Consider the following 24,737-nt stretch of genomic DNA (forward strand, 5'->3'; position numbering starts at 1 on the left):
CAGGCTTCAGCCTGACTTCTTCAGAAGGCCGGCTGAAGCCGGCCCCACAGGAAGAGGAGCCGGCGACCGGTTCGCAACAGCCGTTGGCCGGTACGTCCGGCGTCTTTGACCGGCAGGCCCTTGGGACCCGACGCGACTCCGGTATCCTTGCGGCGCTGGCAGGCTGAGATTCATCGTCACTGGAATTCACGGGAGGTTCTGCGCATGGGTTGGGTCATCCTGATCGTCGTCGTGGGCGTGCTGCTGTTCTTCGTCTCGATCTACAACCGGCTGGTGACGGCCCGCAACGGCTACAAGAACGCATTCGCGCAGATCGACGTGCAGCTGACGCGCCGCTACGACCTGATTCCGAACCTGGTCGAAACCGCCAAGGGCTACATGAAGCACGAGCGCGAAACGCTCGAAGCCGTGATCACCGCGCGCAATGCCGCGATGAGCGGCCTGAAGAGCGCTGCCGCGAATCCCGGCAATCCCGCCGCCGTACAGCAGCTGGCCGGCGCCGAGAACGCGCTGAGCGGCGCGCTGGGCCGCCTGTTCGCGCTGGCGGAGGCCTATCCGGACCTCAAGGCGAACCAGAACATGATGCAGCTCTCCGAAGAGCTCACCAGCACCGAGAACAAGGTCGCGTTCGCGCGCCAGGCGTTCAACGATGCAGTGATGGGCTACAACAACACGCGCGAAGTGTTCCCCAACACCATCATCGCGGGCATGTTCGCGTTCTGGCCGGCACAGCTGCTGGAAATCGAATCGGCCGAGAAGCGCGCGGTGCCGAAGGTCAGCTTCGGCTGAGCGGAATGTTTCACACGGAGAGCACGGAGGTCGGAAGAAGAGAATTTTCCACGGGGAACACGGGGAACACGGGGCTCGGAACAGAAAAGATCTTTTTCTTGTCCCCGTGCTCCCCGTGTTCCCATTCCTCCCCCGTGGAAAATTCTTATTCCGACCTCCGTGTTCTCCGTGAACTCCGTGTGAACCCTCTTCTCCCATGAACTTCTTTCAACGTCAGACCGAAGCACGGCGCATGTCGCGACGGCTGGTCGCGCTGTTCGTGCTTGCGATCGTGATCGTCGTCGCTGCCGTGGATTTCGTGCTGTTCACGGTGCTGGCGTCGGTGCAGCCAGGTTCGGCGGGACTGACGTTTCCCAATGCGCAGTGGCTGCATGCGCATCCCGGCATCGTGATCGTGACGACGCTCAGTGTGGTCGGCGTCATCGGGCTGTCGAGTCTGTACAAGACCGTGACCTTGAATGGCGGCGGCGGTGTCGTCGCACGCTCGCTGGGCGGAGTGCGCGTATCGCCCGACACGACCGATCCGTTGCAGCGGCGATTGCTCAACGTCGTCGAGGAGATGTCGATCGCCGCCGGCGTACCGATGCCCGAGGTGTATCTGCTGGAACAGGAGTCCGGTATCAACGCCTTCGCCGCGGGACACAATCCCGCCAATGCGGCGATTGCCGTGACGCACGGCACGCTCACGACCCTGAATCGCGCCGAACTGCAGGGCGTGATCGCGCACGAGTTCAGCCACATCCTCAACGGCGACATGCGGCTGAACGTGCGCCTGATGGGCCTGATCTTCGGGCTGCTGGTGATTGCGCTGATCGCGCGCACGGTGCTGCGGTTCGCGCCGCGCGGCCGCGGCAGCAAGAAGGGCGGCGGCGTGGCCTTCATTCTTCTCGCGGCTGCGGTGGTGCTGGTGGTCGGCTACATCGGCCTGTTCTTCGGGCGCCTGATCCAGGCGGCCGTTTCGCGCAGTCGCGAATCGCTGGCCGATGCGTCGGCCGTGCAGTTCACGCGCGATCCGCTGGGGCTGCGCGGCGCGCTGGTGAAGATCGGCGCCGGCGAGGCCGGCTCGCGCATCGGCAATCCCGAGGCCGAGGAAGTCGCGCACATGCTGTTCGCACCGGGCGTATCGCGATTCTTCGCGACCCATCCGGCGCTCGAGGAGCGGCTCAAGGCCATCGATCCACGCTTCAGTCCGCACGAGTTCTCCGAGATGCGCGCCAGACTCGCTGCTCAGCGGCAGGCCGTCGAAGAATCGGCGGCGGAAGAGGCGATCTCGGCGGCACAGAAGCTGGAATCGATGATCGCGATTCCGGCCGCGGCCGGCGCCGTCGCGAATCTGGTCGGCAATCCGGGCACGCTGCACATGGAAATGGCGCAGGAAATCCGGCAATCGCTGCCCGAGGCGCTCTCCGTCGCCGGGCGGCATCCGGCGACGGCGCGCGCATTGTTCCTGGCGCTCGCGCTGGATGCGCAGCCGCCGGTACGCGAACGCCAGCGCACGTTCATCGCGCGCCAGCTCGGCACGGAGGTGACCGATGCGATGGTGGCGCTGCAGGGCGAGGTCGATGCGCTGCAGCCGCAGCAGCGCATGCCGGTGCTGATGCATGCGTTCCCGGCGCTGCGACAGCTCACGCGCGATGAGCGCATGCGGCTGATGGCCTGTCTCAACGGCATGCTGCAGCGGGAGGGCGCGATGTCCCTGCAGACCTACGTGCTGCGCAAACTGGCGCAGGTGCATCTGCGCGATGATCTGGATCCGCGCGGCCGGGCGGGGCGTCTGGCGCTCAACGCGGTGACCGATGAGCTGCAGGTGCTGTTCTCGGTGCTTGCCCATCATGGACATCAGAGCGAGATCGAGGCGCGCCGCGCCTACGAGGCGGGGATTCATCAGCTGCTGCCGCGGGAGCGACCGGCCTACGCGGTCGCGCCGAACTGGCCACTGCAGCTCGATCAGGCGCTGAGTCGTCTGGACCAGCTCGTCCCGGCCGGCAAGGAACAGCTCATCGAAGGGCTGGTGCGGACCGTCAGTCACGATGCGCGTCTGGCCGTGACCGAGGCCGAACTGCTGCGCACCGTCTGCGCCGCACTGCATTGCCCGTTGCCGCCGCTCGTGGCGAATGGGTAAGGGTCAGGCTTTCCCGCGGGATTCCCTTCGGTCACAGCCTGACAATTTCCGAAGGCCGGCTGAAGCCGGCCCCACAGGAGCCGGAAGCATTCTTCCTGTAGGTCAGGCTTCAGCCTGACAATTTCCGAAGGCCGGTTGAAGCCAGCCCCACAGGATGAGGAAGCAATTCTTCCTGTGGGTCAGGCTTCAGCCTGACCATTCCGAAAGCCGCTCCCCAGGAAGAACCTGACAGACCCTGCCATCCGCTGACAGTGTTTCGCGATTGAATAGCGCTGCGAGCCGGCTGCCGCTTGACAGCGGGCTTACAATCGACGCGCGAGCCGGCTGCACGTCGGCAATCCCCCGATCTTGTTTTTCTCACCAGCGACGTCAGGTCCGCAGGCAATGTCCCATTCCATCGTCATTCGCGGCGCCCGCCAGAACAATCTCAAGAATCTCGATGTCGATCTGCCGACGAACGAGCTGATCGTCGTCACCGGCGTGTCGGGGTCGGGCAAGTCCTCGCTGGTCTTCGACACGCTGTATGCGGAAGGCCAGCGGCGCTACGTCGAGACGTTCTCGCCGTATGCGCGGCAGTTCCTCGATCGCATGGACAAGCCGCAGGTCGACCGGATCGAAGGCATCCCGCCGGCCATCGCCATCGATCAGACCAATCCCGTGCGCACCTCGCGTTCGACGGTCGGCACGATGACGGAGCTGAACGATCACCTGAAGCTGCTCTATGCGCGCGCCGCGCAGTTGTACTGCCGCGGCTGCGGCAAGCACGTGAAGCGCGATTCGGCGGAAACGATCCGGCAGGAGATCGCGTCGCGCGTGGCGGCGCAGGGCCTGCAGGACGCGCGCTTCATCGTGACGTTCCCGGTGGTAGTACCGCACAACTTCACCGAAGCCGAAGTCGTCGGCCTGCTGGAGAAGCAGGGCTACACGCGTGTCCATGCGCGGCATGAAAGCGAAGTGCCGGTGGAGGCATCGGCGAAAAAGAAGGGACGCAAGAAGCAGGCAATGACGCGCAGCAGCGTGACGCTCGAAATGATCCAGGACCGGCTGCGCTTCGATCCGGAGGATTCGGCGCGCTTGAGCGAGGCGCTGGAGGCGGCGCTGAGAGTCGGGCAGGGAAGGGTGAATGTGCATGTGCCTGAAGAAGCACGCCCCTGGCGCTTCTCCGCCGACCTGCACTGCGCCGACTGCGACATCCACTACCAGGAACCGGTGCCGAGCCTGTTCTCGTTCAACTCGCCGCTCGGCGCCTGCGAGAGCTGTCGCGGTTTCGGCCGCATCATCGGCATCGATTTCGGACTCATCGTTCCCGACGAGAACAAGACACTGGCAGGCGGCGCGATCCGTCCATGGCAGACGGAGTCGTACCGCGAGTGCCAGGACGATCTGATGCGTTTCGCGCGCAAGCGGAGCATCCCTACCGACAGGCCATGGAAATCGCTGACACAGGAACAGCGCGACTGGGTGCTGGAGGGCGAAGGCAACTGGTCGAAGCAGGTCTGGTACGGCGTGCGCCGCTTTTTCCAGTGGCTGGAAACCAAGGCGTACAAGATGCACATCCGCGTGCTGCTGTCGAAGTACCGCGCGTACACGCCCTGCGAGACGTGCCATGGCGCGCGACTCAAGCCCGACGCATTGCTGTGGCGCCTCGGCGGACGGGAAATGGGAAATGGGGACAGTCCCCATTTCCACGGCTTCAACATTCATGAATTGATGCTGCTGCCGATCGACCGCTGCAAGGCCTTCTTCGATTCGCTGCAGTTGCCCGCGCCGCTCGATGAAGCCGCCGATCTGGTGCTGCGCGAAGTGCGCGGACGTCTCGGCTATCTCATGGACGTCGGCCTCGGCTATCTCACGCTCGACCGTCAGTCGCGCACGCTCTCGGGCGGCGAAGTCCAGCGCATCAATCTGACGACCGCGCTGGGCACTTCGCTCGTGAACACGCTGTTCGTGCTCGATGAGCCGTCGATCGGTCTGCATCCGCGCGACATGGGTCGCGTCATCGGCGTGATGCAGCGCCTGAAGGAGGCGGGCAATTCGCTCGTCGTGGTCGAGCATGATCCGCAGGTGATGCAGGCCGCGGACCGGTTGCTCGATGTCGGCCCGGGTCCGGGCGAGCGCGGCGGCGAGATCGTGTTCTATGGGAAGCCGGGGCAGCTGCGCTCGGCGCAGCAGTCGTTGACGGCGGACTATCTGCTGGGGCGGCGGGAAGTGAGTCAAAGGCAGGCCCCCACCCTACCCTCCCCCGCAAGCGGGGGAGGGAAAAGAATTGCCGATGCGCTTGTTTCTTCCCCTCCTCCGCTTGCGGGGGAGGGCAGGGTGGGGGTGCGCGCGCAGCGCGGCTCCACTTCAATGCTGCGCATCCGCGGCGCGCGCCAGCACAACCTCAAGCACATCGACGTCGAGATCCCGCTGCAGTGTCTCGTCGCCGTCACCGGCGTCTCCGGCTCCGGCAAATCGACACTCATCCAGGACATTCTCTACCCCGCGCTGCGCAAGCACTTCGGCAAACCGACCGAAGCGCCCGGCAGCGTCGATGCCATCGAAGGTGCAGAGCACATCGGCGCAGTGGTCATGGTCGACCAGGCGCCGATCGGTCGCACGACACGCTCGAATCCTGCGAGCTACGTCGGCGCCTTCGATGCCATCCGCAAGCTGTTCGCCGCTGCGCCGATGGCGAAGGAACGCAAGTACACGATCGGTACGTTCAGCTTCAATTCGGGCAACGGCCGTTGCCCGACCTGCGGCGGCAACGGCTTCGAGCACGTCGAGATGCAATTCCTTTCCGACGTGTACCTGCGCTGCCCCGATTGCAGCGGTCGCCGCTACCGCGCCGAAATTCTCGAAGTGAAACTGGCGCGGGCCGGCGGACAGAACGCACCGAGCATCGCCGACGTGCTCGACATGACGGTGCACGAAGCAGTCGAATTCTTCGCCGATCAGCCCGAGGTGCTGGCGACGCTGCAGCCGCTGGCCGACGTCGGACTCGACTATCTGAAGCTCGGGCAGCCCGTGCCGACGCTGTCGGGCGGCGAAGCGCAGCGGCTGAAACTCGCAGGCCATCTGGCGGAGAAGGCGACTGGCGACTGGCGGCTGGCTGCTGGCCGGAAGGGTCGCAGCTCTCCGGCCAGCCGCCAGTCGCCAGCGGCCAGCGACCCACCCCGCGGCACACTGTTCCTGTTCGACGAACCGACTACCGGACTGCACTTCGACGACATCGCCAAGCTGCTGCGTTCGTTCCGTCAGCTGATCGCGGCAGGACACACCGTACTGGTGATCGAACACAACCTCGATGTGATCGGCGCTTCCGACTGGCTGATCGATCTGGGGCCCGAGGGCGGCGATGCGGGCGGCGAGGTCGTCGTGGTCGGTGCGCCGTCCGACGTGAAGCAGCATGCGACCTCGCATACCGGCAAGGCGCTGCGGGAGTATGAGAAGGCGGCTGGCGACTGGCTACTGGCGACTGGCCAGAAAGATGCCGTCGCCGAGCCTGCCGCGTTCTATTCCCATTCTGGCCAGTCGCCAGCAGCCAGTCGCCAGTCGCCGTCTTCCGCCGCCATCCGCGTTCACGGCGCGCGCGAACACAATCTCAAGAACATCGACGTCACGCTGCCGCGCAACCGCTTCACGGTCGTCACGGGCGTGTCGGGGTCGGGCAAGTCGACGCTGGCCTTCGACATCGTGTTCGGCGAAGGACAGCGCCGCTACCTGGAATCGCTCAATGCCTATGCGCGCCAGTTCGTGCAGCCGGCGTCGCGTCCCGACGTCGATGCCATCTTCGGCATTCCGCCGACGGTCGCGATCGAACAGCGCACCAGTCGCGGCGGACGCAAGAGCACGGTCGCGACCCTGACCGAGGTCTATCACTTCCTGCGCCTGCTCTACGTGAAGCTCGGCACGCAGTTCTGTCCGACGTGCGAGGTGGCGATCGAACCGCAGAGTTTCGATGCGATCGCGGCGAAGATCCTCAAGGACTACAGGGGATCGACGGTCACAGTGCTGGCGCCGCTCGTCATTGCGCGCAAGGGCATCTACAAGGATCTGGCGGCGTGGGCGGCAAAGAAGGGCTTCGAGCATCTGCGCGTCGATGGTGAACTGCTGCCGACGCGCAAGTGGCCGAAGCTCGATCGTTTCAAGGAGCACTCCATCGAACTGCCGGTTGCGACGCTTGCCGCGACAGCGAAAACGGAAAAGGAACTGCGCGAGGCGCTGGGCGTGGCGCTCGAACATGGCAAGGGCGTCGTCGGTGTGCTCGCATCGAGTCGCGTGCAATTGTTCTCGACGACGCGCGCCTGCCCGTCGTGCGGCACCAGCTTTGCCGAACTCGATCCGCGCCTGTTCTCCTTCAACTCCAAGCTCGGCTGGTGCGAAGGCTGCTACGGCACCGGCATCGCGATGGAAGGCTTCGATGCGGAGCAGAGCGGCGAAGAAACCGTGTGGAACGAGTGGTACGAAGGCGAGTCACACGTCTGCGGCGACTGCAACGGCCAACGCCTGAATCCGGTCGCGCGTCACGTACTGTTTCGCGGCCAGTCGATCACCGCAGCGACGGACCTGTCGGTCGCTGATCTGCGCCGACAGTTCAAGCAGCTGAAGTTGCAGGGGCGCGAACAGGAGATCGCACGCGACGTGCTCGCCGAGATCAGCTCGCGACTCACGTTCCTGGAAGATGTCGGACTCGGCTATCTGCAGCTCTCACGTTCCGCGCCGACGCTGTCGGGCGGCGAGGCGCAGCGCATTCGCCTGGCGGCGCAGCTCGGTTCGAACCTGCAGGGCGTGTGCTACATCCTCGACGAACCGACCATCGGCCTACATCCGCGCGACAACGACATCCTGCTCGACACGCTCGACAAGCTGGCGGACAAGGGCAATTCGCTGCTGGTCGTCGAGCACGACGAAGACACGATCCGCCGTGCCGACTATGTAGTCGATCTCGGCCCCGGCGCCGGGTCGCGCGGCGGACGCGTGGTGGCAGCAGGCACCGCAGCCGAACTCGAACGCTCGCCGCACTCCGTGACCGGCCGGCTGCTGTCGCAACCGCTGCTGCATCCGCTCGCGCCGCGACGTGGCGTGAACGGCCGCACGCCCTCGCTGCTCGTCAAGCAGACCTCGCTGCACAACCTGCACAAACAGAATGTGCGCGTGCCGCTGGGGCGGCTGGTCGTCGTCACCGGTGTGTCGGGATCGGGCAAGTCGACGCTCGCGCGCGATGTGCTGCACGACAACCTGCGCGCTGCGCTGGCTGACCGGCGCAAATCGCCGCAGTGGCAGGGGTGCAGAGAGATCGCAGGCTGGGAGTCCATCGAACGCATTCTCGAAGTCGATCAGACGCCGATCGGCAAGACGCCGCGTTCGTGTCCGGCAACTTACGTCGGTTTCTGGGACGCGATCCGCAGGCTGTTCGCCGAAACCACGGAAGCGCGCATGCGCGGCTACGAACCGACACGTTTCTCCTTCAATACGTCGGGCGGGCGGTGCGAGGCGTGCGAAGGGCAGGGTGTGCAGCGCATCGAGATGAGCTTCCTGCCGGACGTGCGCGTGACCTGCGACAGCTGCGGCGGCCGGCGCTTCAATCACGAGACGCTCGCCATCCAGTACAAGGGCCGGAGCATCGGCGACGTGCTCATGATGAGCGTCGACGAAGCGGTCGAATTCTTCGCCGCGCATTCGCGCATCCATCACGCACTGCGCCTGCTGCAGGACGTCGGCCTCGGCTATCTCACGCTGGGCCAGCAAAGCCCGACGCTGTCGGGCGGCGAAGCGCAACGCATCAAGCTCGTGACGGAGCTGGCGAAGGTTGCTGCCTCTTCCCCTCCCCCGCGTGCGGGGGAGAGCAGGGTGGGGGCTGCTCGCTCCGGAACCTTGTTCCTGCTCGACGAGCCGACCGTGGGTCTGCACATGGCCGACGTCGAAAAACTCATTCGCGTGCTGCATCGACTGGTCGATGCGGGCAACTCCGTGGTCGTGATCGAACACAATCTCGATGTCATGGCCGAAGCGGACTGGCTCATCGACATGGGACCCGAAGGCGGCGACGGCGGCGGACAGATCGTCGCCGAAGGATCGCCTGAGGAGGTGATCCGCATCCGCAGCAAGTCGCACACGGCACGGATTCTCAGGGAATTCCTCGGGGAGCGGTGGAAGAAGGAAGTGGCGTGATCCGCTCTTCCTCCTGTGGGGCCGGCTTCAGCCGGCTCTAAGGAGTCAGGCTAAAGCCTGACCTACAAGCCTGACCTACAGAAAGAAGCCGATCCACGCCGGATCACGAATCCAGCGCGCGCTGCATTGCCGCCGTATTGCCGCGCAGCCAGCGATCGAAGCTGCGGATTTCGGGAAAGAGTTCGCGCGACTTGGCCAGGTCGGTCTTGCGATTCGGAATGTAGAGCCGGTTGAACTCGAACATGTTCGCCAGTTTGGCGGCGCCCGGGAACGGCATCGCGGCGAAGGTATCGTGATCGATATAGCGGTACTCCACCTTGCGGTTCAGCGTCTGCGCCATGATCTGCGCGTATTCGTCGGCGCGCTGGTCGTCGCCGACGGCGCCGACGAGTTTGTCGCGATACCAGAACGACTCGCCGAGGATCGCCACGACGATGCCGCCGATGTCGGCCGCCGCGACCGCCGCCAGCGGCGTCGTGCCCTGCGGGAAACCGAAGACGTACGTGCCGTCCTGCTGGCGCCGCGGCGGGAAGTAGCTGAGGAAGTTCTCGTAGTAGAACGCGACGTGCAGGTACGTCGCGGGCAGCTCCTTTTCCCGCGCGTATTCCTCCATGCGCGCCTTGCTGTCGAAGTGCGGCACTTCGAGGCGTCCGCCGGAGAGCAGCCGCGTGTGCGGCAACGTGCTCAGGATCGTGTGCTGCACATTGCTGTGACGGATCGCATCCACGAGGTTGCAGCCCTGCGTGAACTCGCGTTCGCCGTGTTCCCAGTAGTTGGTGACGCCGAAGGCGGCATCGCAGTCGCGCACCACGGGTCGCAGTGACACCGGCTCGTTCAGATCGCCGCGCACGACTTCGGCGCCGGCCTGTCGCAGCGCCATGGCACTGCTCGAATCGGGATTGCGCGTCAGACACCGCACCTTGTAACGACCCGTCGATAGCAGATGCCTGGCGACGGAACCGCCTTGCGCGCCGGTGGCGCCGGTAACGAGGACTCTGAGAGTGTTGGCCACGAAGAATGCCCGGAGCGGTCACGACAAGCCGGCAGGATCCGGCAGTGCCGAGCATCGTATGTGCGTCAGCGCTTAGGTATCAGGATATTGCGAAGAGGCCGATGCTGCGTTGCGATGGCGGCTCAACTGCGGAAGCCGATTTCCTGCCGGCGAAAATCGATGACGAATACATCGACCCGGCCGATCACGTCCATGCCGAGGATCAGCGCTGGTTTGTCGTTCAGGTCCCAGATGTCGAAGACATGGAAATCTCCGAACGTCACGCGGCTGTTGTTCACGAGAACTTGCCCTAGCGCGATGTTCTCGATCCGCGTCTGCGTGCCCTCCGCAATGTCCGGAGTGACACCCTGGACCGGAACGGTAACGGATGCCCGGCGCAATCCCCTCAACGCTGCCTGCAGAGCACGGTTTCCCAGAGTCCGTTGTGCGCCGGTGTCGATGATGGCGAGGGTGCGAACGCTGCCGACCAGCGCCGGTGCGACCAGAAGCCCGGCAGGAAGGCGCCTCGCCTTGATGATCATCAGATAACCGGGCAGCCGTCGCGAATTGCCGAGCGAGACACGGTTTCGACGGAAATCCACCACGAGCTGTTTGTCGGTCAGTGCCGCGATGCCGAGGATTCCATCGGCGTCTGCCATGACGCGCGGATCGACGATGGGTACCTCCTGATCTCGAAGGATCAAGGCACCGGCCTGCAGATGCTCGACCAGCGCCATCGGCACCATCGCGCGTCCGGTCACGCCGTTCACGATGATGTTGCGACCGTTGCGATAGTCGATGCCGAGTTCGTCAGCCAGTCTGGTCGAGAAAGTCGTGCTGTTGGCGCCGGTGTCCACGAGCAGGTTGAACGGACCGCGACCATTGATCACTACGGGCGCCACGATACGGCCGACGCGATCGAACTCGGTCGGCGCGGCGAACAGAGTGTCCTGCGTGAGAGCGTCCTCCGGATCGGCCACTTCGTCAGCAGGGGACGCAGCGATGCGGCTCAGAAGCAATGCCACGATCAGAGAGTATCTGCACAGCATATGCGGTGCATTGTCGGAGCGGATCGCGCCGGCAGCAATCACGAACAGCCAGTCCGCCCGCGATGTGCGTCGAAGCGTTCGGCCTCGCATCAGAGCGTTCGCAGCAGAGAAGCGCACGTATTGCTTTGCCCGGTGCGACGACTCTTTTGTGTTGTTGTTACCACGACACGGTATACAACGAGACAGGATCAGGGATAACCCGTAGTAGCGTTGAAAATTCTGATTTTTGCGGCTGTAGAGAAAGGCAATTGACTACCAATCGCCAATCTTTCGGTTGTATGCTCGGCGCCACGCATGGAGCAGAAGGGCGCGAGTGTTGCTATCGAAGCAACCCTCCGTACAACTCCACGCACGAATCGCGGACTGCCGAGGCAGTCCACTACACAAACGCATATCCCTCTCGCAGGAGGAGTCTCTGATGTCAACGAGCAAGGTAATCAAGCGGGCGGTGCGGTACGCACTACTCACTGGTGCGGCAGCAGCTGTTGCCATGCCGGCCAACGCAGCCGATCAGGAAATCATTCAGGAAGTCGTCGTCACCGGTTCGCTCATTCCGATGAACCTCGAGGCCCCGGGCGTGCCCGTCACGGTCATGACCTCGAACGATATCGCTGCTACCGGCGTGTCGGGTGACATGCTCGACGTTCTTACGAAATCGGTGCCGTTCTTTTACGGTGGTCTGAACATGGGTTCGGACAATGGCAACGTCAATTCGGGAGCCACGAATGGCGGCTCGATGATCTCGCTGCGCAACCGTTCCACACTGGTGCTGATCAATGGTCGCCGTGCGGCGGTCTCTCCGGTCGCTGCATCGGGCGGGTTCAACTTCACTGACGTGAGCATGATCCCGGTGTCCGCGGTCGACCGCGTCGAAATCCTCGCAGACGGCGCGTCGGCGACTTACGGCGCCGATGCCGTGGGTGGCGTGGTGAACATGATCCTGAAGGACAACTTCGAGGGTGTTCAGGTAGGCGGCCGCTACGGCTTCGACAAGGACGGCGACTACAAGGAACGCAGCGCGTATTTCACCGCGGGTACCAACTCCGAAGATACGAGCATCACGTTCTCAGCCGAATGGAAGAAGAGCGATCCTCTGCTTCAGGCGGACAGAGACTGGGGCCGTGGCATCTATCGAACCAACAGCTTTGCCGGTTCGATCTACGATCCGGAAAGCGATGCCGACGAGGTCTTCTACTACCTCGATCCGAGCCTGAATGCGCCGGATGGTTCGTTGAACCTGCCGATCACCTCGCACGATGCTGCCGGCTATTCGGGTCCGCTCGCGACCAACGCCGGCTATTTCGATCTCGCAAGCAAGCCCACCATGATCATCGGGTCCGAGCGCACGAGCGCCATGGCGGCTTTCAGCCACACGGTCAACAACTACGTCGAAGTGTTCGGTGATGCGCTGGTTTCGAACACGAAGTCGTGGTCGCAGCTGAATGCGCAGCCCGTCAGCGGGTTGGTCGAAGCGGACAATCCCAACAACCCGTTCAACCAGGACGTCGTCGTCACGAATCGTTTCCAGGCCTTCCCGCGGCAGTACGAGACGGAAACGCTGGGCTGGCGCGGTGTAGTCGGATTGCGCGGCGACATCGCCGGTTCGTGGAAGTACGAAGTCGCAGCCGACTACAACCGGGCAGAGAGCGACCACCGTAATCCGGGTCTCATCGACGCGAACGCGTATTTCGAGGCCGTCGCCGACAACAGCTACAACCCGTTTGCCCGCGAGCAGGCCCCTGGCGTGCTGGAGAGCTTCCAGGGCGAGGCGTTCGAGAACTACGTGTCGAGACTGACGACGTACGACGCCAAGGTCTACGGCGACCTGTTCTCGCTGCCTGCCGGTGCAGTGAAGCTGGCCGTCGGCGCCCAGACGATGAAGGAATCGCTGTCGTTTACGAACGATCGCAATTCGCGCGAGGGTCTGTGGCTCCAGGCCACGCCGACCGCTCCGTTCGATGCATCGCAGGATCGCGAGGGCTACTATGCCGAAGCACTGATCCCGGTCTTTTCGCCGGACTTCAACCTGCCTGGCTTCTACGCCCTCGACCTGTCGCTCGCCGGCCGGTATGAAACGTTCTCGACGACCTCGAGCGAGTTCGTGCCGAAGGTCACGGTGCGGTGGCAGCCGCTGGGCGAATCCTTCGCGGTTCGCGCGACGTACTCGGAGTCGTTTACTGCACCGACGCTGTTCGAGTTGTTCGGCCCTGCCGGCCAGGGCTTCACTGCGAACCAGCAGCTGCTGCGCTACAACCCAGATGGCACGCCACGGGACGCCAATGGCGACGGCCAGCAGGATGTCGATACACCCACTCAGTATCGCGGTCAGAGCGGTTCCAACACGGAACTCGATCCGTCGACTTCGAAGAACTGGTCGGTCGGCCTCGACTGGCGGCCTGAAGGCGCACTCGATGGCCTGCAGGTGACTGTCGACTACTGGTCGATTTCGGAAGAAGACATTGTCGACGATCTGGATGACGCCATCATCCTGCAGTCGGTCGAGGCGCTTGGACCTGCTTCGCTGTATGCGGATCAGATCCGTCGTGGCGTGTCGGCGGCAGGCGAACTGTATTTCGGTACGGGCACGCCCATTTCTGCGCCTGGCGAAATCTCCTCTGCGGTCGGCGACACCGTCTGGTTGACCAATCCTCTGACCAACCTCTCCGGTATCGATCAGGACGGTCTCGACCTGAAGGTGGCGTATGCCTGGGACACCAACTCGGCGGGCACGTTCTCGGCCCAGATCATTTCCACGTTCCTGTTTAGCTACGACCTGAAGCCGGCCGCTGCGGAACCGGTGATCGACCTCAAGGGCGTGTACCACGACAGCTATGGCCTGTTCCCGGACTACCGCGTCTTTGCGCAGTTCGGCTGGACCAACGACACCTGGACGGCAGGTCTGAACGCCTCCTACATCCCGACACTGAAGGATGCGACGTTCGGCGAGCCGTACGCTCCGATCGATAGCTACATGACGTGGGATTTTCGTGTGGGCTATGACTTCTCGGCATTGGGCTCCGACGTGGGCCTGTCCGTCGGCGTGAACAACCTGTTCGACGAGGAGCCGGTGTTCATCGAGTCGGAAGGCAATCAGAGCCGCGATATCGCGGACTACGATCCGATTGGCCGCTTCTACTACATGGAGCTGAGCTACAAGTTCTGATCGAAGCGAAGAGTCAGCAATGACACTGAGGCCGGTCCGCAAGGGCCGGCCTTTTTTGTGTGCCCATCGCCGAACCCGCGACACCATCCGCACTTCCGATGGCCCGCGGCGCCGAATCTGAATGATTGCTTGAATACAGTGCGCGTCCTCCGGCAAGTCGCGCGGCGTGCTCCCGAGGATCCTTCTTGCGTCGAGCCGCCTTCCAGCGGCTGTTCAGTATGCAAGCAGCGTCTGATCGCCTCATCCGTTGTCATGTCGCGACGAGCAAAGACCCGTATTGCACCGTTGACGCAATAGCGTCCCCCAGATCGTTTTCTTTTGCTGCTTTTCAACACCGGCACATTTCGCGCCGCTGCAACGGTGTACGTTCCGCGCCACATCAGGACGTTGCCGGAATCATTTTGCGAAGAATTCCGCAACGACTGCTGCGAGTGGCGGAGCCTGATCCAGCGTCGTTCCGCCCTCCGATCCACGCCCCATTTCGCAGGAGGGTATTTCAGATGTTGGCGAGCAACTCAGTGACGCGCGCCGTGCGCTGCGTTTTGTTTTCGAGCGCTGCAGCCGCCTTCGCGCAACCGCTTCATGCGCAGACTCCGGAATCCGAATCCATCGAGACCGTCTATGTCACTGGTTCGGCGATACGTCGCGTACAGGGCGAGACCTCATTGCCGGTCCAGGTCTTCGATGAGCAGGCCATCAAGAAGACGGGTGCCGCCAATGTCGTGGATCTGATTCAGCGGTTGCCCTCGATGCAGGGAGCAACGCCGGAAGCTTCGACCATCGGCGCGTCGAATTTCGGCTTCGCCGGCGTATCGCTGCACAACGTCGGCGAGAACCGCACGCTGGTACTGCTGAATGGCCGACGCCTCGCTCAATTCGGTGGCCAGACGCTCACCGGTTTTGCTGCGGCGATGGATCTCAATGCGATCCCGATCGCCGCCATCGAACGAGTCGAGATACTGACGGATGGTGCCTCGGCGCTGTACGGGTCGGATGCCGTGGCCGGCGTCGTCAACTTCATCACCAAGAAGAACACACTGGATCGCGACATCTCTGCGAACTACTACGCACCGAGCGATGGCGCACGCGAAAGCGGAGCCAGCATCTCGGCCGGGTTCGGCGATTACGAGTCGGACGGCTACAACATCTTCGTGACGGTTGCCGCGGACAAGCGCGATGAGCTCAAGGCCGTCGACCGCGATTTCGCGGATTCGGCCATCGTCAACTTCAACTATGGCGGCCAACGCTGGACGTACTTCAACGGCTCGCCGAGCAATATTCCCGGCAACGCAACCACGGATGCGGGAGAACTGGTCAGTCCTGCCCTGCTGGCCAACGGAACATGCCCCGAAGGCTCGGCGCCCGTCGATCGTGCGTGCTATTTCGACTATGTCCCCCACATCCAGCTCTATCCGGAGCGCGAGCGCAAGACGGCAAACGGCTCGTTCAATCTCAAGGTGGGCGACTCGCACAATGTGTTCGTCGATGCGCTCTATTCCAGGACGGAATCGATTTCGAAGATCGCGTCCGTACCTGGAAATCTGCTGGTCACCGCCGGCTCGCCCGTGTTCAATCAGTATCTCGCTTCGCTCACCGAAGACGACGGCACGCCGATGTTCACGGACGATTCGGTCGTGTTCTATCGCGGCGCGGATCTCGGCCAGCGCATCAGCGAAGACACGATCGATTTCTATCAGGCCGCTGCCGGCATCGAAGGCCAGCTCGCCGGCTGGGATTACAACTTCGCCCTCACGCAGTCGCAGAGCGACGTGAAAGGCGACATCGAAGGCTATCCCGGCGCGATTGCCTTCAACAACGCGTTGGCCAGCGGACTCATCGATCCGTTCACCGGCCCGGGCGGACAGACACCCGAAGGCCAGGCGGCACTGGATGCCATCAACTACAAGGGCTACTGGGATGGCGGCGTGTCGCGTCTGCAGACCGCGGAGGCGCGCGCATCGAGAGAGCTGTTCGCGTTGCCCAACGGCAATCCCGTGCAGTTCGCTGCCGGCCTCAGCTACTACAAGGAGAAGTTCCGTTCCAGGCCGAGCGAATTCGCACAAGCCAACCTGGACGATCCGGTGGCAGGTACACCGGCCGCAGGCGGTCCAGGCACGGGCGATCAGCGTTTCGGCGATGCGGCGGCGAAAGTTCCGTACAACGCCGATCGCACGGTGTTCGGTGCCTTCACTGAAGTCTCGGTGTCTCCGGTGGACTGGCTGGAGCTCACGGCTGCCGTTCGCTATGACGACTACGACGACGTCGGCGACACGACCAACTACAAGGCGAGCTTCAAGGTGTCCCCGAACCAGAGCTTCCTGATCCGTGGCTCCTACGGAACCGGCTTTCATGCGCCGACCGTTCCGCAGTTGCGGGCTTCTCTGCAGTCCTACGGCGTGACGGCGAGCAACTACGACTGCTCCGCCGAACTCGCGGCGATCGCCAGTGGCCTGGACGCAGTGTGCAAACCACCGCAGACGCAGTACGACGTGTTCGCCGGCGGCAATGCCGACCTCAAGCCCGAGGAATCTCGCCAGGCGAGCCTGGGTTTCGTTTATGAGCCGATGCGCTCGTTCTCGATCGGCGCCGACTTCTGGTGGATCGGAATCGAAGACGCCTTTGGTCAGATCGACGAGGGCGAGGCTTTCGCCAATCCGGGCCAGTATCCGGATGCATGGACGACATTCTTCGACATCGGTACCGGTACGACCTATGTCGCCTACAACCAGACCAACCTCAATACCGGCAAGGAGTACTACAGCGGCATCGACATCAATGCGCTCGGCAACTGGGAGACGGGCATCGGCACGTTCCGCGCCCAGCTGGCGGCGACGTACATGATGAAGAGCAAGGCGCAGCTCGAAGACGGCGGGGCGTACTACGAGAACATTGCCGACTACTCGTTCGAGCTGGATGAAGTGGCGTTCCGCTGGACCGGCCGCCTGATCACCGGCCTGGACATCGGCAACTTCTCGAACACGCTGACCTTCAACTACAAGAGCGGTTATCGCGACAAGCTGACGACGGTCGACGGTATCGATGATGCCGGCAACTTCAATGGCCTGACGGCCGACGTCCGCCTGGGTGTCGATGACTACCTCACGGTGGACTGGCAGACAACCTGGGCCGTGACGGACTCGATCGACATCACGGGGGGTGCTCTGAACCTGTTCGGCCAGGATCCGCCGTTGTCGCTGACCGATGCCAACTTCCAGATCGGCTACGACGCGCGATACTACGATCCGCGCGACCGGGTCCTGTTCGGCAAGGTCTCTTTCGGATTCTGAGTCAGCAAAAAAAACGGCGGATGCCCATGCATCCGCCGTATTCCAAGTTGGCCGAACAGCAGTCAGTCGATCAGAAGAACTTCTCCTCGCCCTTGACCTCGACGTCTCCGGGATTGTCCGTCACCGACATCACGACGCGGCGGTTGCCGGCGCGACCTCCCGGGGTGTCGTTCGTGGCGATCGGCTTGCTTTCGCCGTAGCCCTTGGCCGTGAGTTGCGAGGCGCTCACTCCCTGAGCGATGAGGTAGTCGCGTACTGAATCCGCGCGACGCTGCGACAGGCCGAGGTTGTACTGGGCCGAGCCCACGCTGTCGGTGTGGCCCTCCAGTTCGACCTTGAGTCGCGGATGCGCTTTCAGGTCCGCAGCGACTTCATCGAGGATCGGCCGCGACGTCGCCATCAGCGTTGCCGAGTCGTTCTCGAAGTTCACGCCGTGCAGCGTCACGGAGCCTTTGCGCGGGCAGCCAACCGAATCGACCACGACACCGCGCGGCGTTCCGGGACATTGATCCTGCGGATCGAGTACGCCGTCGCCATCCGAATCAGCCGGCGGCGGAGGCGGTGGGGGCGGCGGCGGCGGTGCGGGCGGCGCCGGAGGCGGCGGCACATACGGCGCCGGACCGAAGTTGAATGCAAAGCCGAGATTCGCGATGTAGTCGTGGAAGTCGTCGTGATTGGGCGAGTCGGCCCAGTCGTAGCGGACCTTCACTTCGGGGCGGAGCTGGAACACGAACGTCTTCGCCGCGTTTTCGCCGACGTCGATCATCAGGCCGAGACCGGCCTGCGCGAGAGGTCCTTCGAGATTGTTGTCGACGCCGCTGAACACGTTGTCGATGTAGCCCGCGCCGAACGTGATGTAGGGAGAGACCGCGCGTTCGCGTGCGAAGACCAGCAACGCATCGAGCGAATAGGCGTTCTGTTCGAGGCTGAGACCGGTGGTGCCGTTGTTGTAGTCGTCGGCGCCGAAGAAGCCGTTGAGCTCGAGGCTCCAGTGCTGGCTCAGGTGCTTGCCGATGCCAAGACCCCAGCTGTCGTCGTCGTCGACGTTGCGGGCCTTGTCCAGCCAGGTGTAGCCGTACATCGGATTGATGTACCACTTGCCTGTTTCGTCCGCGGCGTGAACCGTGCCGTACGCCAGCCCCATCGCCGTAATCAACATTGCATGTCTCATGCGTGTTCGCATCGCCCAGCTCCTTGAGAAAAGATGAATCGATGCACTTTGGCGCAAGCGCATCGTTGCCTGTCTGCTACAGCGGCAAGTTAGCCGCTATGCGTGGAATTGCTATCCGTGAAAGGGACAGGGGTGAATACGCAAACTACACGAGCAGTTCCGTTGCTCGATCGCTACAGGGCGGGGTGCGCTTCGATGTTCAGCGTTTGAGGAAGGCGGGATGGATGATCTGCGAGCCGGCGCGGATGTTGAGCTTCGCAGCGATTCCGGCATTAAGTTCGACGACGCCGAGGGCGAGACCCTCCGACTCGATCGTCTCCAGCGATTGCGGCGTGGCGTTCGCGGCGACCTTGATCACGCGTCCATCGGCGGCGACGAACAGCATGTCGAGCGGCAGCACCGTGTTCTTCATCCACATCGAGATCTGCTGTGCGCGCGGATAGATGAAGAGCATGCCGGCGTCCGCGTCCATCTGTTTCACGTACATCAGGCCGCGCGCGCGACGGGTGTCGTTGTCCGCCACCCAGACGCGGAAGGCGTGCAGCTTCGCGTCCGCGCCGGCGATCTGCAGGGTCGAGCGCGCGAAGTCCCGGTCGAGGGTCTGGGCGTCGCTGCCGGCGGGATCGGCGCTGGCGCAACCGAAGCAGAGCAGCGCGAGTGCAGTGAGGAAAATTCTTACCTGCGGCAAAGCGCTCATGGCGTGCGTTCCTGGTCGTGACCGGGGTCGGCCGTGTCATCGGCTTCGTCGAAATCGACGCGGCCGGCGAAATCGAATCGCGAGAGGAGGATCGAGCCATTGCCGTTGAGTGCGCGGGCCGGGCCGGTGCAGAAACCGCGCGCCTCGATCCGGTAGATGCGCGAGCGGTTGGGGATGCCGACGAGCGGCGTCTGGGTGATGCGGTCGAGCGTGCACCTGCCGTCGCCCTGCGTGCTGTAGAACTCGCCGCTGCCCTCGCGAATGACTGTCACATTGACCGGCAATGCTGAGGCCGATGCGCCTTCATGCAGATTGGCGATGCCGAAAACCAGCACCAGCTGCGTGGTTTCATCCAGCGCGCGGGTGAAGCGCACGCGGATGCCGCCGTCGGTGGGCCGCACAGCGCCAGTGCAGCCGGTGCCGGCATTGCCCCAATCCAGCTCCCGTTCGATCGATCCTTTCAGGCGCGCGCGCAGATATCCGGATCCATCGGGCAGGCAGTCGGCGACGGCTGTCGGCTTTCCTGCGTCGGATGACGCAGGCGGGGTGCTTTGTGCATGGACCTTGCACATGACCAGCAAGGCGAGCGCGCATAGGGGCGCGCTCCAACAATGCCGGCGGTCGACGATGCGCCCGCGGGCCGAGGAGACGACGGGATGTCCGAGTGGGGTGATGCGGCCGATCTCGGCAACGGGCTCACGGAAGGTATTCAGCATTCAGGCTACACCGGCGTCGGGCAACGAAACGATCGGCGCGACGCCCCGCGGGTCGCGGAGGGAACCGATCCGGCCGGCACAATGCCGAACGGCCGCTGGCGAGGCAAGCGACGAAACAGTGCGCGGGCGGATAACATGGGCGGCGTTGCCCTGTTGGATGGTGAGAGAAGCCCCGTCATGCCCGATACCGCTCCGCCAGCGCGTGTTCCAGGCCGTCAACGCGAGACGAAAAGTCAGAAAGCCGCCGCCCGGCGCTATGTCAGCCGCCTCACGCGCAACACGCTCGCCGTCATCATGGCGGGCGGGCGCGGCGAGCGCCTGAAACACCTCACGGATTTCCGCTGCAAGCCGGCCACGCCGTTCGGCGGCAAATTCCGCATCGTCGATTTCGTGCTCTCCAACTGCGTCAACTCCGGCATCCGCCGCATCTCGGTGCTGACGCAGTACAAAGCGCATTCGCTGATCCAGCACATCCAGCGCGGCTGGAGCTACCTGCGCGGCGAGTTCGGCGAATTCGTCGAGATCATTCCGGCGCAGCAGCAGCTCGGCGACATGTGGTATCGCGGCACGGCCGATGCGCTGTACCAGAACCTGCAGATCATCAAGCTGCATCACCCGAAACACATCCTGGTGCTGGCGGGCGACCACATCTACAAGATGGACTACGGTCCGATGCTCGCCGCCCACGTGGAAAAGAAGGCCGACATCACCGTCGGCGTCGTCGAAGTGCCGCGCGACCAGGCGAGCAGCTTCGGCGTCATGACCGTCGACGAAAACATGCGCATCACGCGCTTCGCCGAGAAGCCGCGCGATCCGGAAGGCATTCCGGGCCGCGAGGATTATTCGCTCGGCTCGATGGGCATCTACGTGTTCAAGGCGAGTCTGCTGTACCGCCTGCTGGAAGAGGACGCGCAGAAGGCGGGCACCGCGCACGACTTCGGCCGCAACATCATTCCCGGCGCCCTGCAGAACCTGAAGGTGTTCGCCTATCCGTTCAAGGACGTGAACACGCGAGTGCAGCAGTACTGGCGCGACGTCGGCACCGTCGATGCGTTCTACGACGCCAACATGGAACTGGTGCACGTCAATCCCGAACTCAACATCTACGACGAGCACTGGCCCATCTGGACCTACCAGCGTCAGTACCCGCCCGCGAAGTTCGTGCTCGACGATGCCGGCCGCGTCGGCATGGCCGTGAATTCGATGGTGTCGGGCGGCTGCATCGTGTCGGGCGCGCACGTCAATCAGTCGCTGATGTTCTCGAACGTGCGCATCGACGAGCGCAGCTACATCGAGCGGTCGGTGCTGTTCCCCGACGTGCGGGTCGGCCCGAACTGCGTCATCAAGCGGGCCATCATCGATACCGGGGGCGTGGTTCCTGCGGGTACGCAGATCGGCGTGAATCCGGAAGACGACGCGCGACGGTTCTACATGAGCGAGAAGGGCGTGGCGCTGGTGACGCGCGACATGCTGTCGCGACTGACGAAATGACGGCGCGCTGACGGGTGGTCAGCGCGCCGTTCCCGATTTTCAGCGGGATGCGCCGAAGGACATCCGGAAGCCGCCGTAGAAATACCGGCCCACGGCGCTGATCGGATAGTTGATGGAGTAGTCGGGCTTTTCGTCCGTGAGATTGCGGCCGCCCGCATACAGCTCGTAGTTGTCCTTGAAGCCGACCGACACCGACAGATCGTGCTGCTCGAGCGCGTCGTAGTAGAGGTTGTCCGGTGAGGCATTGTCCGGATCGCCCTCCACCGTCAGCAGGGTGTAGCGCGAGGTCTTGCTGAAATAGGTGAACCCGTAGTTGACCTTGACGTTCGCGTACATCCACGTCAGATCGAACGCGTTCTGCCACTTCGGCGCATAGGCCGTGGTGCGTTCGTTCACCTGCTCGGCGCCCGGGGTGGGAATGGTCGTCAGGCGATCGAGGCGATTGCCGATCAGGCTCAGCTGGAACGTGCCGATGTCCCTGTCCACGCCGAACCGCGATGGATCCAGCAGATAGCTCAGGTTGTAGTCGATGCCGCGCGTGCGGAACGCCGCCACGTTTTCCGGCTGGACCAGGAACGAGTCGATGCCGCCGTCGGTCGGATCGCGCGTCAAGGCATCGCAGAACACGTTGTCGAGGGTCGGCTGATCGACGCAGCTGTCGGCGAGCGACTGGGCGCTGGCCGTGCTGATCGCCTGCTCGATGTTGATGTCGTAGTAGTCCACGGACAGCGCCAGACCCGGCGCGAAACGCGGACGCAGCACCACGCCGAAGGTGTAGCTGCGCGATGTTTCTTCGCTGAGTCCGGCATTGCCCTGCAGCAGGCCGGCGATCGACGCGGAGTTCGGATCGCTGTAGGCGGCCGGATCGATGCCGAGCGCGGTCAGGGTCTGGGCGCAGTTCGCTGCGCGATACGACGTGCCGTTGTTCAGGAAGTTGGGATCGCAGGGATCATCGATGGGGCTGAACGTCTGGCTCTGCGGGCTGAACAGCTCGCCGATGTTCGGCGCGCGGACCGATTCGGAGATCGTGCCCCGGAACGAAACGTCGCGCACCGGCGCCCACAGCAGGCCGCCGTTCCATGTGGTCGTGCTGCCGACGGTGGAATAGTCGGAGGCGCGCACGGCGCCCGAGAGCTGCAGCAGTTCGGCGAAGGGCACGTCCTGGAGAAGAGGCGCGCGCAGTTCGACGAAGCCTTCCTTCACATCGAAGTCGCCATCGCTCGGCAACAGCACGTTGCCGAAGGTGAGCCCCCGCTGGTCTTCGAGCGGCGGCGTCGATTCGCTGGTTTCGCGGCGCCATTCGACGCCGGCCACGGCGTCGATCGGGCCGGCCGGCAATGAGACGCCCGGCACGGGACCGGAGACGTAGGCGCTGAAGACGTTCTGGGTGAGTCTGGACGTCGTCAGGCTGTTCAGCATCACCCAGTCGATCGCCGCCGGATCCGCCACGCCCTCGCCGAGGAGGTTCAGCGGCCGGCAACCGCTGCCCGGGCCCGGCGTGAAGGAGAGATCGCCGGAGAAATCGAAACTCTGGAACGGCTGGAACGGCAGCGCCGCCGGATCCAGGTTGGAGCGACAGGTCGGATTGCCGGTCGCCGGATCGATGACGGCATCGAGGGCGGCCAGGAAGCGGTCGTTGTAACGGTTGTTGATCGCGATCGTATCGATGTCGGTCCGGCCGTACACGTAGGACACTTCGTAGCGATAGTCGGCGGCGAAGTCGCCGTTCAGGCCGGCGACCGCGCGCACGGTGTCGCGCGTGATGTCTTCGCCGCGCACGCCCAGGTCGAAGTTGTCGCGGCTGAGCAGGAAGTCCGGCGATACCGCGGACACCGCGGGATCGATGTAGGGATTGTCTTCCGGAATGTAGAGGTAGAAGTCGAACGTGGGCTGGTCGTAGCCGACGGCAGTGCCGCGCACATACTTGGCTTCGGCGAAGAAATTCGCCGCGGGGGCGATTTCATAGTTCAGGAACAGGCTGCCGATGGTGGTCTCGTTCCTGCTGCGCAGGTCGCCGATGTAGTCGGCCAGCAGGGTGCCCGAACCGCCCTGCTGGAAAATGGCAGGCACGTAGATGCCGGGATCGAACGGCGAACCGTCGGGAAGCAGGTCCGGCATGCCGTCGAAATCGACGTCGATCGCGCCGGCGCGCGCGCTGTCGAAATACCGGATGTCGTTCATCGGGATGTTGTCCGGCACGTTCGGGTCATCGTCCAGGTCATCCGGATTGCGCGCCATGGTGACGTAGCCGAGTCCGCGCAGATAACTGCGGTCCGAGGCGCGCAGCCGGCCTTCGCGGGTGTGTTCCACGGAGCCGGAGAGGTTGCCGCGTCCGTCCGCAATATTGAAACCGCCGGTGAGGGAGGCATGCCAGTCGGTCGGCGTGCCATCGTCGGCGCCGCCGTACTGGAAGCGCCCGATCAGGCCCTCGAAGTCCTTCTTCATCACGAAGTTGACGACGCCGGAGACGGCGTCGGCGCCGTACACCGCCGAGACGCCGCCCGTCACGATGTCGATGCGTTCGATCAGGTCCGAGGGAATCGTGTTGATGTCGACGGAAGCGCTGTCCGGCCGCTGCGCGACGTGGCGGCGTCCATCCACCAGCACCAGCGTGCGTTCGGTGCCCAGATTGCGCAGGTCGAGCAGGTTGAGGCCGTTGCTGCCGATGAAGTCGCCGGTGGTCTGGTCGGTATCCCTCGAACCGACCAGTGCCGGCTGGGTCCGCAGGAACTCGGTCACGTTCGTCGTCCCGGACAGCTGCAGCGTTTCGGCGGTGAGGGACACCGTGGGCGTCGGCGCATCGAAATCGTTCGCCCTGATGCGCGAACCCGTGACGATCACCGTGGTGACTTCGTTCGCCTCTTCTTCCGCTGCAGGTGCCGGCAGCGCGACCGCCAGCGTGCCGTACAGACACAGATTTCTGATACAGCTGCGAAGAAATCGATTGCCCACCATCTGCAAGTCTCCTGCGATTGATGTTTCTTGACGTGTATGCCCGGCAAGCTGTGTGGCTCGACCGGGAGCGACTCAATCCATGAGACCGGCCGTGGCGTCCACGGCGTGCACTCCCGATTCCCGGATCAACCGGACAGGTGAATCTGCGAG

12 protein-coding genes are annotated in these 24,737 nt (G+C 63.7%); 6 read left to right on the forward strand and 6 right to left on the reverse strand.

Annotated elements, in window-relative coordinates:
* The first annotated feature begins 204 nt into the window (after positions 1–204).
* The 3 genes from V7D81_RS13205 to uvrA all read left to right on the forward strand — a co-directional run bounded on the left by V7D81_RS13205 (position 205) and on the right by uvrA (position 9,067).
* A complete protein-coding gene (locus V7D81_RS13205) occupies positions 205–789 on the forward strand; it encodes a LemA family protein (RefSeq protein ID WP_324317002.1) in 585 nt (194 codons plus the stop codon).
* Positions 790–985: 196 nt separating this feature from the next.
* Positions 986–2,911: a M48 family metallopeptidase gene (locus V7D81_RS13210; RefSeq protein WP_324317003.1), complete on the forward strand. Its 1,926-nt coding sequence runs from the start codon at positions 986–988 to the stop codon at positions 2,909–2,911.
* A gap of 384 nt (positions 2,912–3,295) precedes the next feature.
* Positions 3,296–9,067, forward strand: coding sequence for an excinuclease ABC subunit UvrA (gene uvrA / locus V7D81_RS13215; protein ID WP_324317004.1), 5,772 nt, complete (start codon positions 3,296–3,298; stop codon positions 9,065–9,067).
* A gap of 103 nt (positions 9,068–9,170) precedes the next feature.
* Here the strand turns inward: uvrA and V7D81_RS13220 are convergent, their stop codons facing one another.
* Together V7D81_RS13220 and V7D81_RS13225 are read right to left on the reverse strand one after the other, a co-directional pair.
* A complete protein-coding gene (locus tag V7D81_RS13220; protein ID WP_324317005.1) occupies positions 9,171–10,079 on the reverse strand; it encodes an NmrA/HSCARG family protein in 909 nt (302 codons plus the stop codon).
* A 122-nt stretch (positions 10,080–10,201) separates the two neighbouring features.
* The gene (locus V7D81_RS13225) at positions 10,202–11,083 is read right to left on the reverse strand and encodes an aspartyl protease family protein (protein WP_324317006.1); all 882 of its coding nucleotides are present in this window, start codon (positions 11,081–11,083) and stop codon (positions 10,202–10,204) included.
* A gap of 442 nt (positions 11,084–11,525) precedes the next feature.
* Here V7D81_RS13225 and V7D81_RS13230 point away from each other — a divergent pair, with 442 nt between their 5' ends.
* Together V7D81_RS13230 and V7D81_RS13235 are read left to right on the forward strand one after the other, a co-directional pair.
* Positions 11,526–14,270, forward strand: coding sequence for a TonB-dependent receptor domain-containing protein (locus tag V7D81_RS13230; RefSeq protein WP_324317007.1), 2,745 nt, complete (start codon positions 11,526–11,528; stop codon positions 14,268–14,270).
* A 530-nt stretch (positions 14,271–14,800) separates the two neighbouring features.
* Entirely contained in the window at positions 14,801–17,557 is a 2,757-nt protein-coding gene (locus V7D81_RS13235; protein ID WP_324317008.1) for a TonB-dependent receptor plug domain-containing protein, read from the forward strand.
* A 70-nt stretch (positions 17,558–17,627) separates the two neighbouring features.
* On the opposite strand, the gene V7D81_RS13240 is transcribed toward V7D81_RS13235, so the two are convergent.
* The 3 genes from V7D81_RS13240 to V7D81_RS13250 all read right to left on the reverse strand — a co-directional run bounded on the left by V7D81_RS13240 (position 17,628) and on the right by V7D81_RS13250 (position 20,141).
* Positions 17,628–18,716 carry an OmpA family protein gene (locus V7D81_RS13240; RefSeq protein ID WP_324317009.1) on the reverse strand — a complete coding sequence of 363 codons (1,089 nt, stop codon included), beginning with the start codon at positions 18,714–18,716 and terminating at the stop codon, positions 17,628–17,630.
* A 211-nt stretch (positions 18,717–18,927) separates the two neighbouring features.
* Positions 18,928–19,425 (reverse strand): DUF192 domain-containing protein, encoded by a 498-nt coding sequence (locus V7D81_RS13245; RefSeq protein ID WP_324317010.1) that lies wholly within the window; start codon positions 19,423–19,425, stop codon positions 18,928–18,930.
* Positions 19,422–20,141 carry a hypothetical protein gene (locus V7D81_RS13250; RefSeq protein ID WP_324317011.1) on the reverse strand — a complete coding sequence of 240 codons (720 nt, stop codon included), beginning with the start codon at positions 20,139–20,141 and terminating at the stop codon, positions 19,422–19,424. The genes V7D81_RS13245 and V7D81_RS13250 overlap by 4 nt, the downstream gene beginning before the upstream one ends.
* A 177-nt stretch (positions 20,142–20,318) precedes the next feature.
* Between V7D81_RS13250 and glgC the strand changes: the two genes are divergently transcribed.
* Positions 20,319–21,632 (forward strand): glucose-1-phosphate adenylyltransferase, encoded by a 1,314-nt coding sequence (gene glgC / locus V7D81_RS13255; RefSeq protein WP_324317012.1) that lies wholly within the window; start codon positions 20,319–20,321, stop codon positions 21,630–21,632.
* Between the two features lie 39 nt (positions 21,633–21,671).
* Here glgC and V7D81_RS13260 read toward each other — a convergent pair whose 3' ends face one another.
* On the reverse strand, positions 21,672–24,587 hold the full coding sequence (locus V7D81_RS13260; protein ID WP_324317013.1) for a TonB-dependent receptor plug domain-containing protein: 2,916 nt from the start codon (positions 24,585–24,587) through the stop codon (positions 21,672–21,674).
* Positions 24,588–24,737: the final 150 nt, after the last annotated feature.

The sequence above is a fragment of the Povalibacter sp. genome, from assembly GCF_036735925.1.
In the GTDB taxonomy this organism is placed as follows: Bacteria; Pseudomonadota; Gammaproteobacteria; order Steroidobacterales; family Steroidobacteraceae; genus Steroidobacter.

Coding starts and splice junctions, on each gene's coding strand:
- glgC (WP_324317012.1), top strand. CDS start 20,319: ATGCCCGATACCGCTCCGCCAGCGCGTGTTCCAGGCCGTCAACGCGAG.
- V7D81_RS13230 (WP_324317007.1), top strand. CDS start 11,526: ATGTCAACGAGCAAGGTAATCAAGCGGGCGGTGCGGTACGCACTACTC.
- V7D81_RS13245 (WP_324317010.1), bottom strand. CDS start 19,425: ATGAGCGCTTTGCCGCAGGTAAGAATTTTCCTCACTGCACTCGCGCTG.
- V7D81_RS13260 (WP_324317013.1), bottom strand. CDS start 24,587: ATGGTGGGCAATCGATTTCTTCGCAGCTGTATCAGAAATCTGTGTCTG.
- V7D81_RS13205 (WP_324317002.1), top strand. CDS start 205: ATGGGTTGGGTCATCCTGATCGTCGTCGTGGGCGTGCTGCTGTTCTTC.
- uvrA (WP_324317004.1), top strand. CDS start 3,296: ATGTCCCATTCCATCGTCATTCGCGGCGCCCGCCAGAACAATCTCAAG.
- V7D81_RS13210 (WP_324317003.1), top strand. CDS start 986: ATGAACTTCTTTCAACGTCAGACCGAAGCACGGCGCATGTCGCGACGG.
- V7D81_RS13250 (WP_324317011.1), bottom strand. CDS start 20,141: ATGCTGAATACCTTCCGTGAGCCCGTTGCCGAGATCGGCCGCATCACC.
- V7D81_RS13240 (WP_324317009.1), bottom strand. CDS start 18,716: ATGTTGATTACGGCGATGGGGCTGGCGTACGGCACGGTTCACGCCGCG.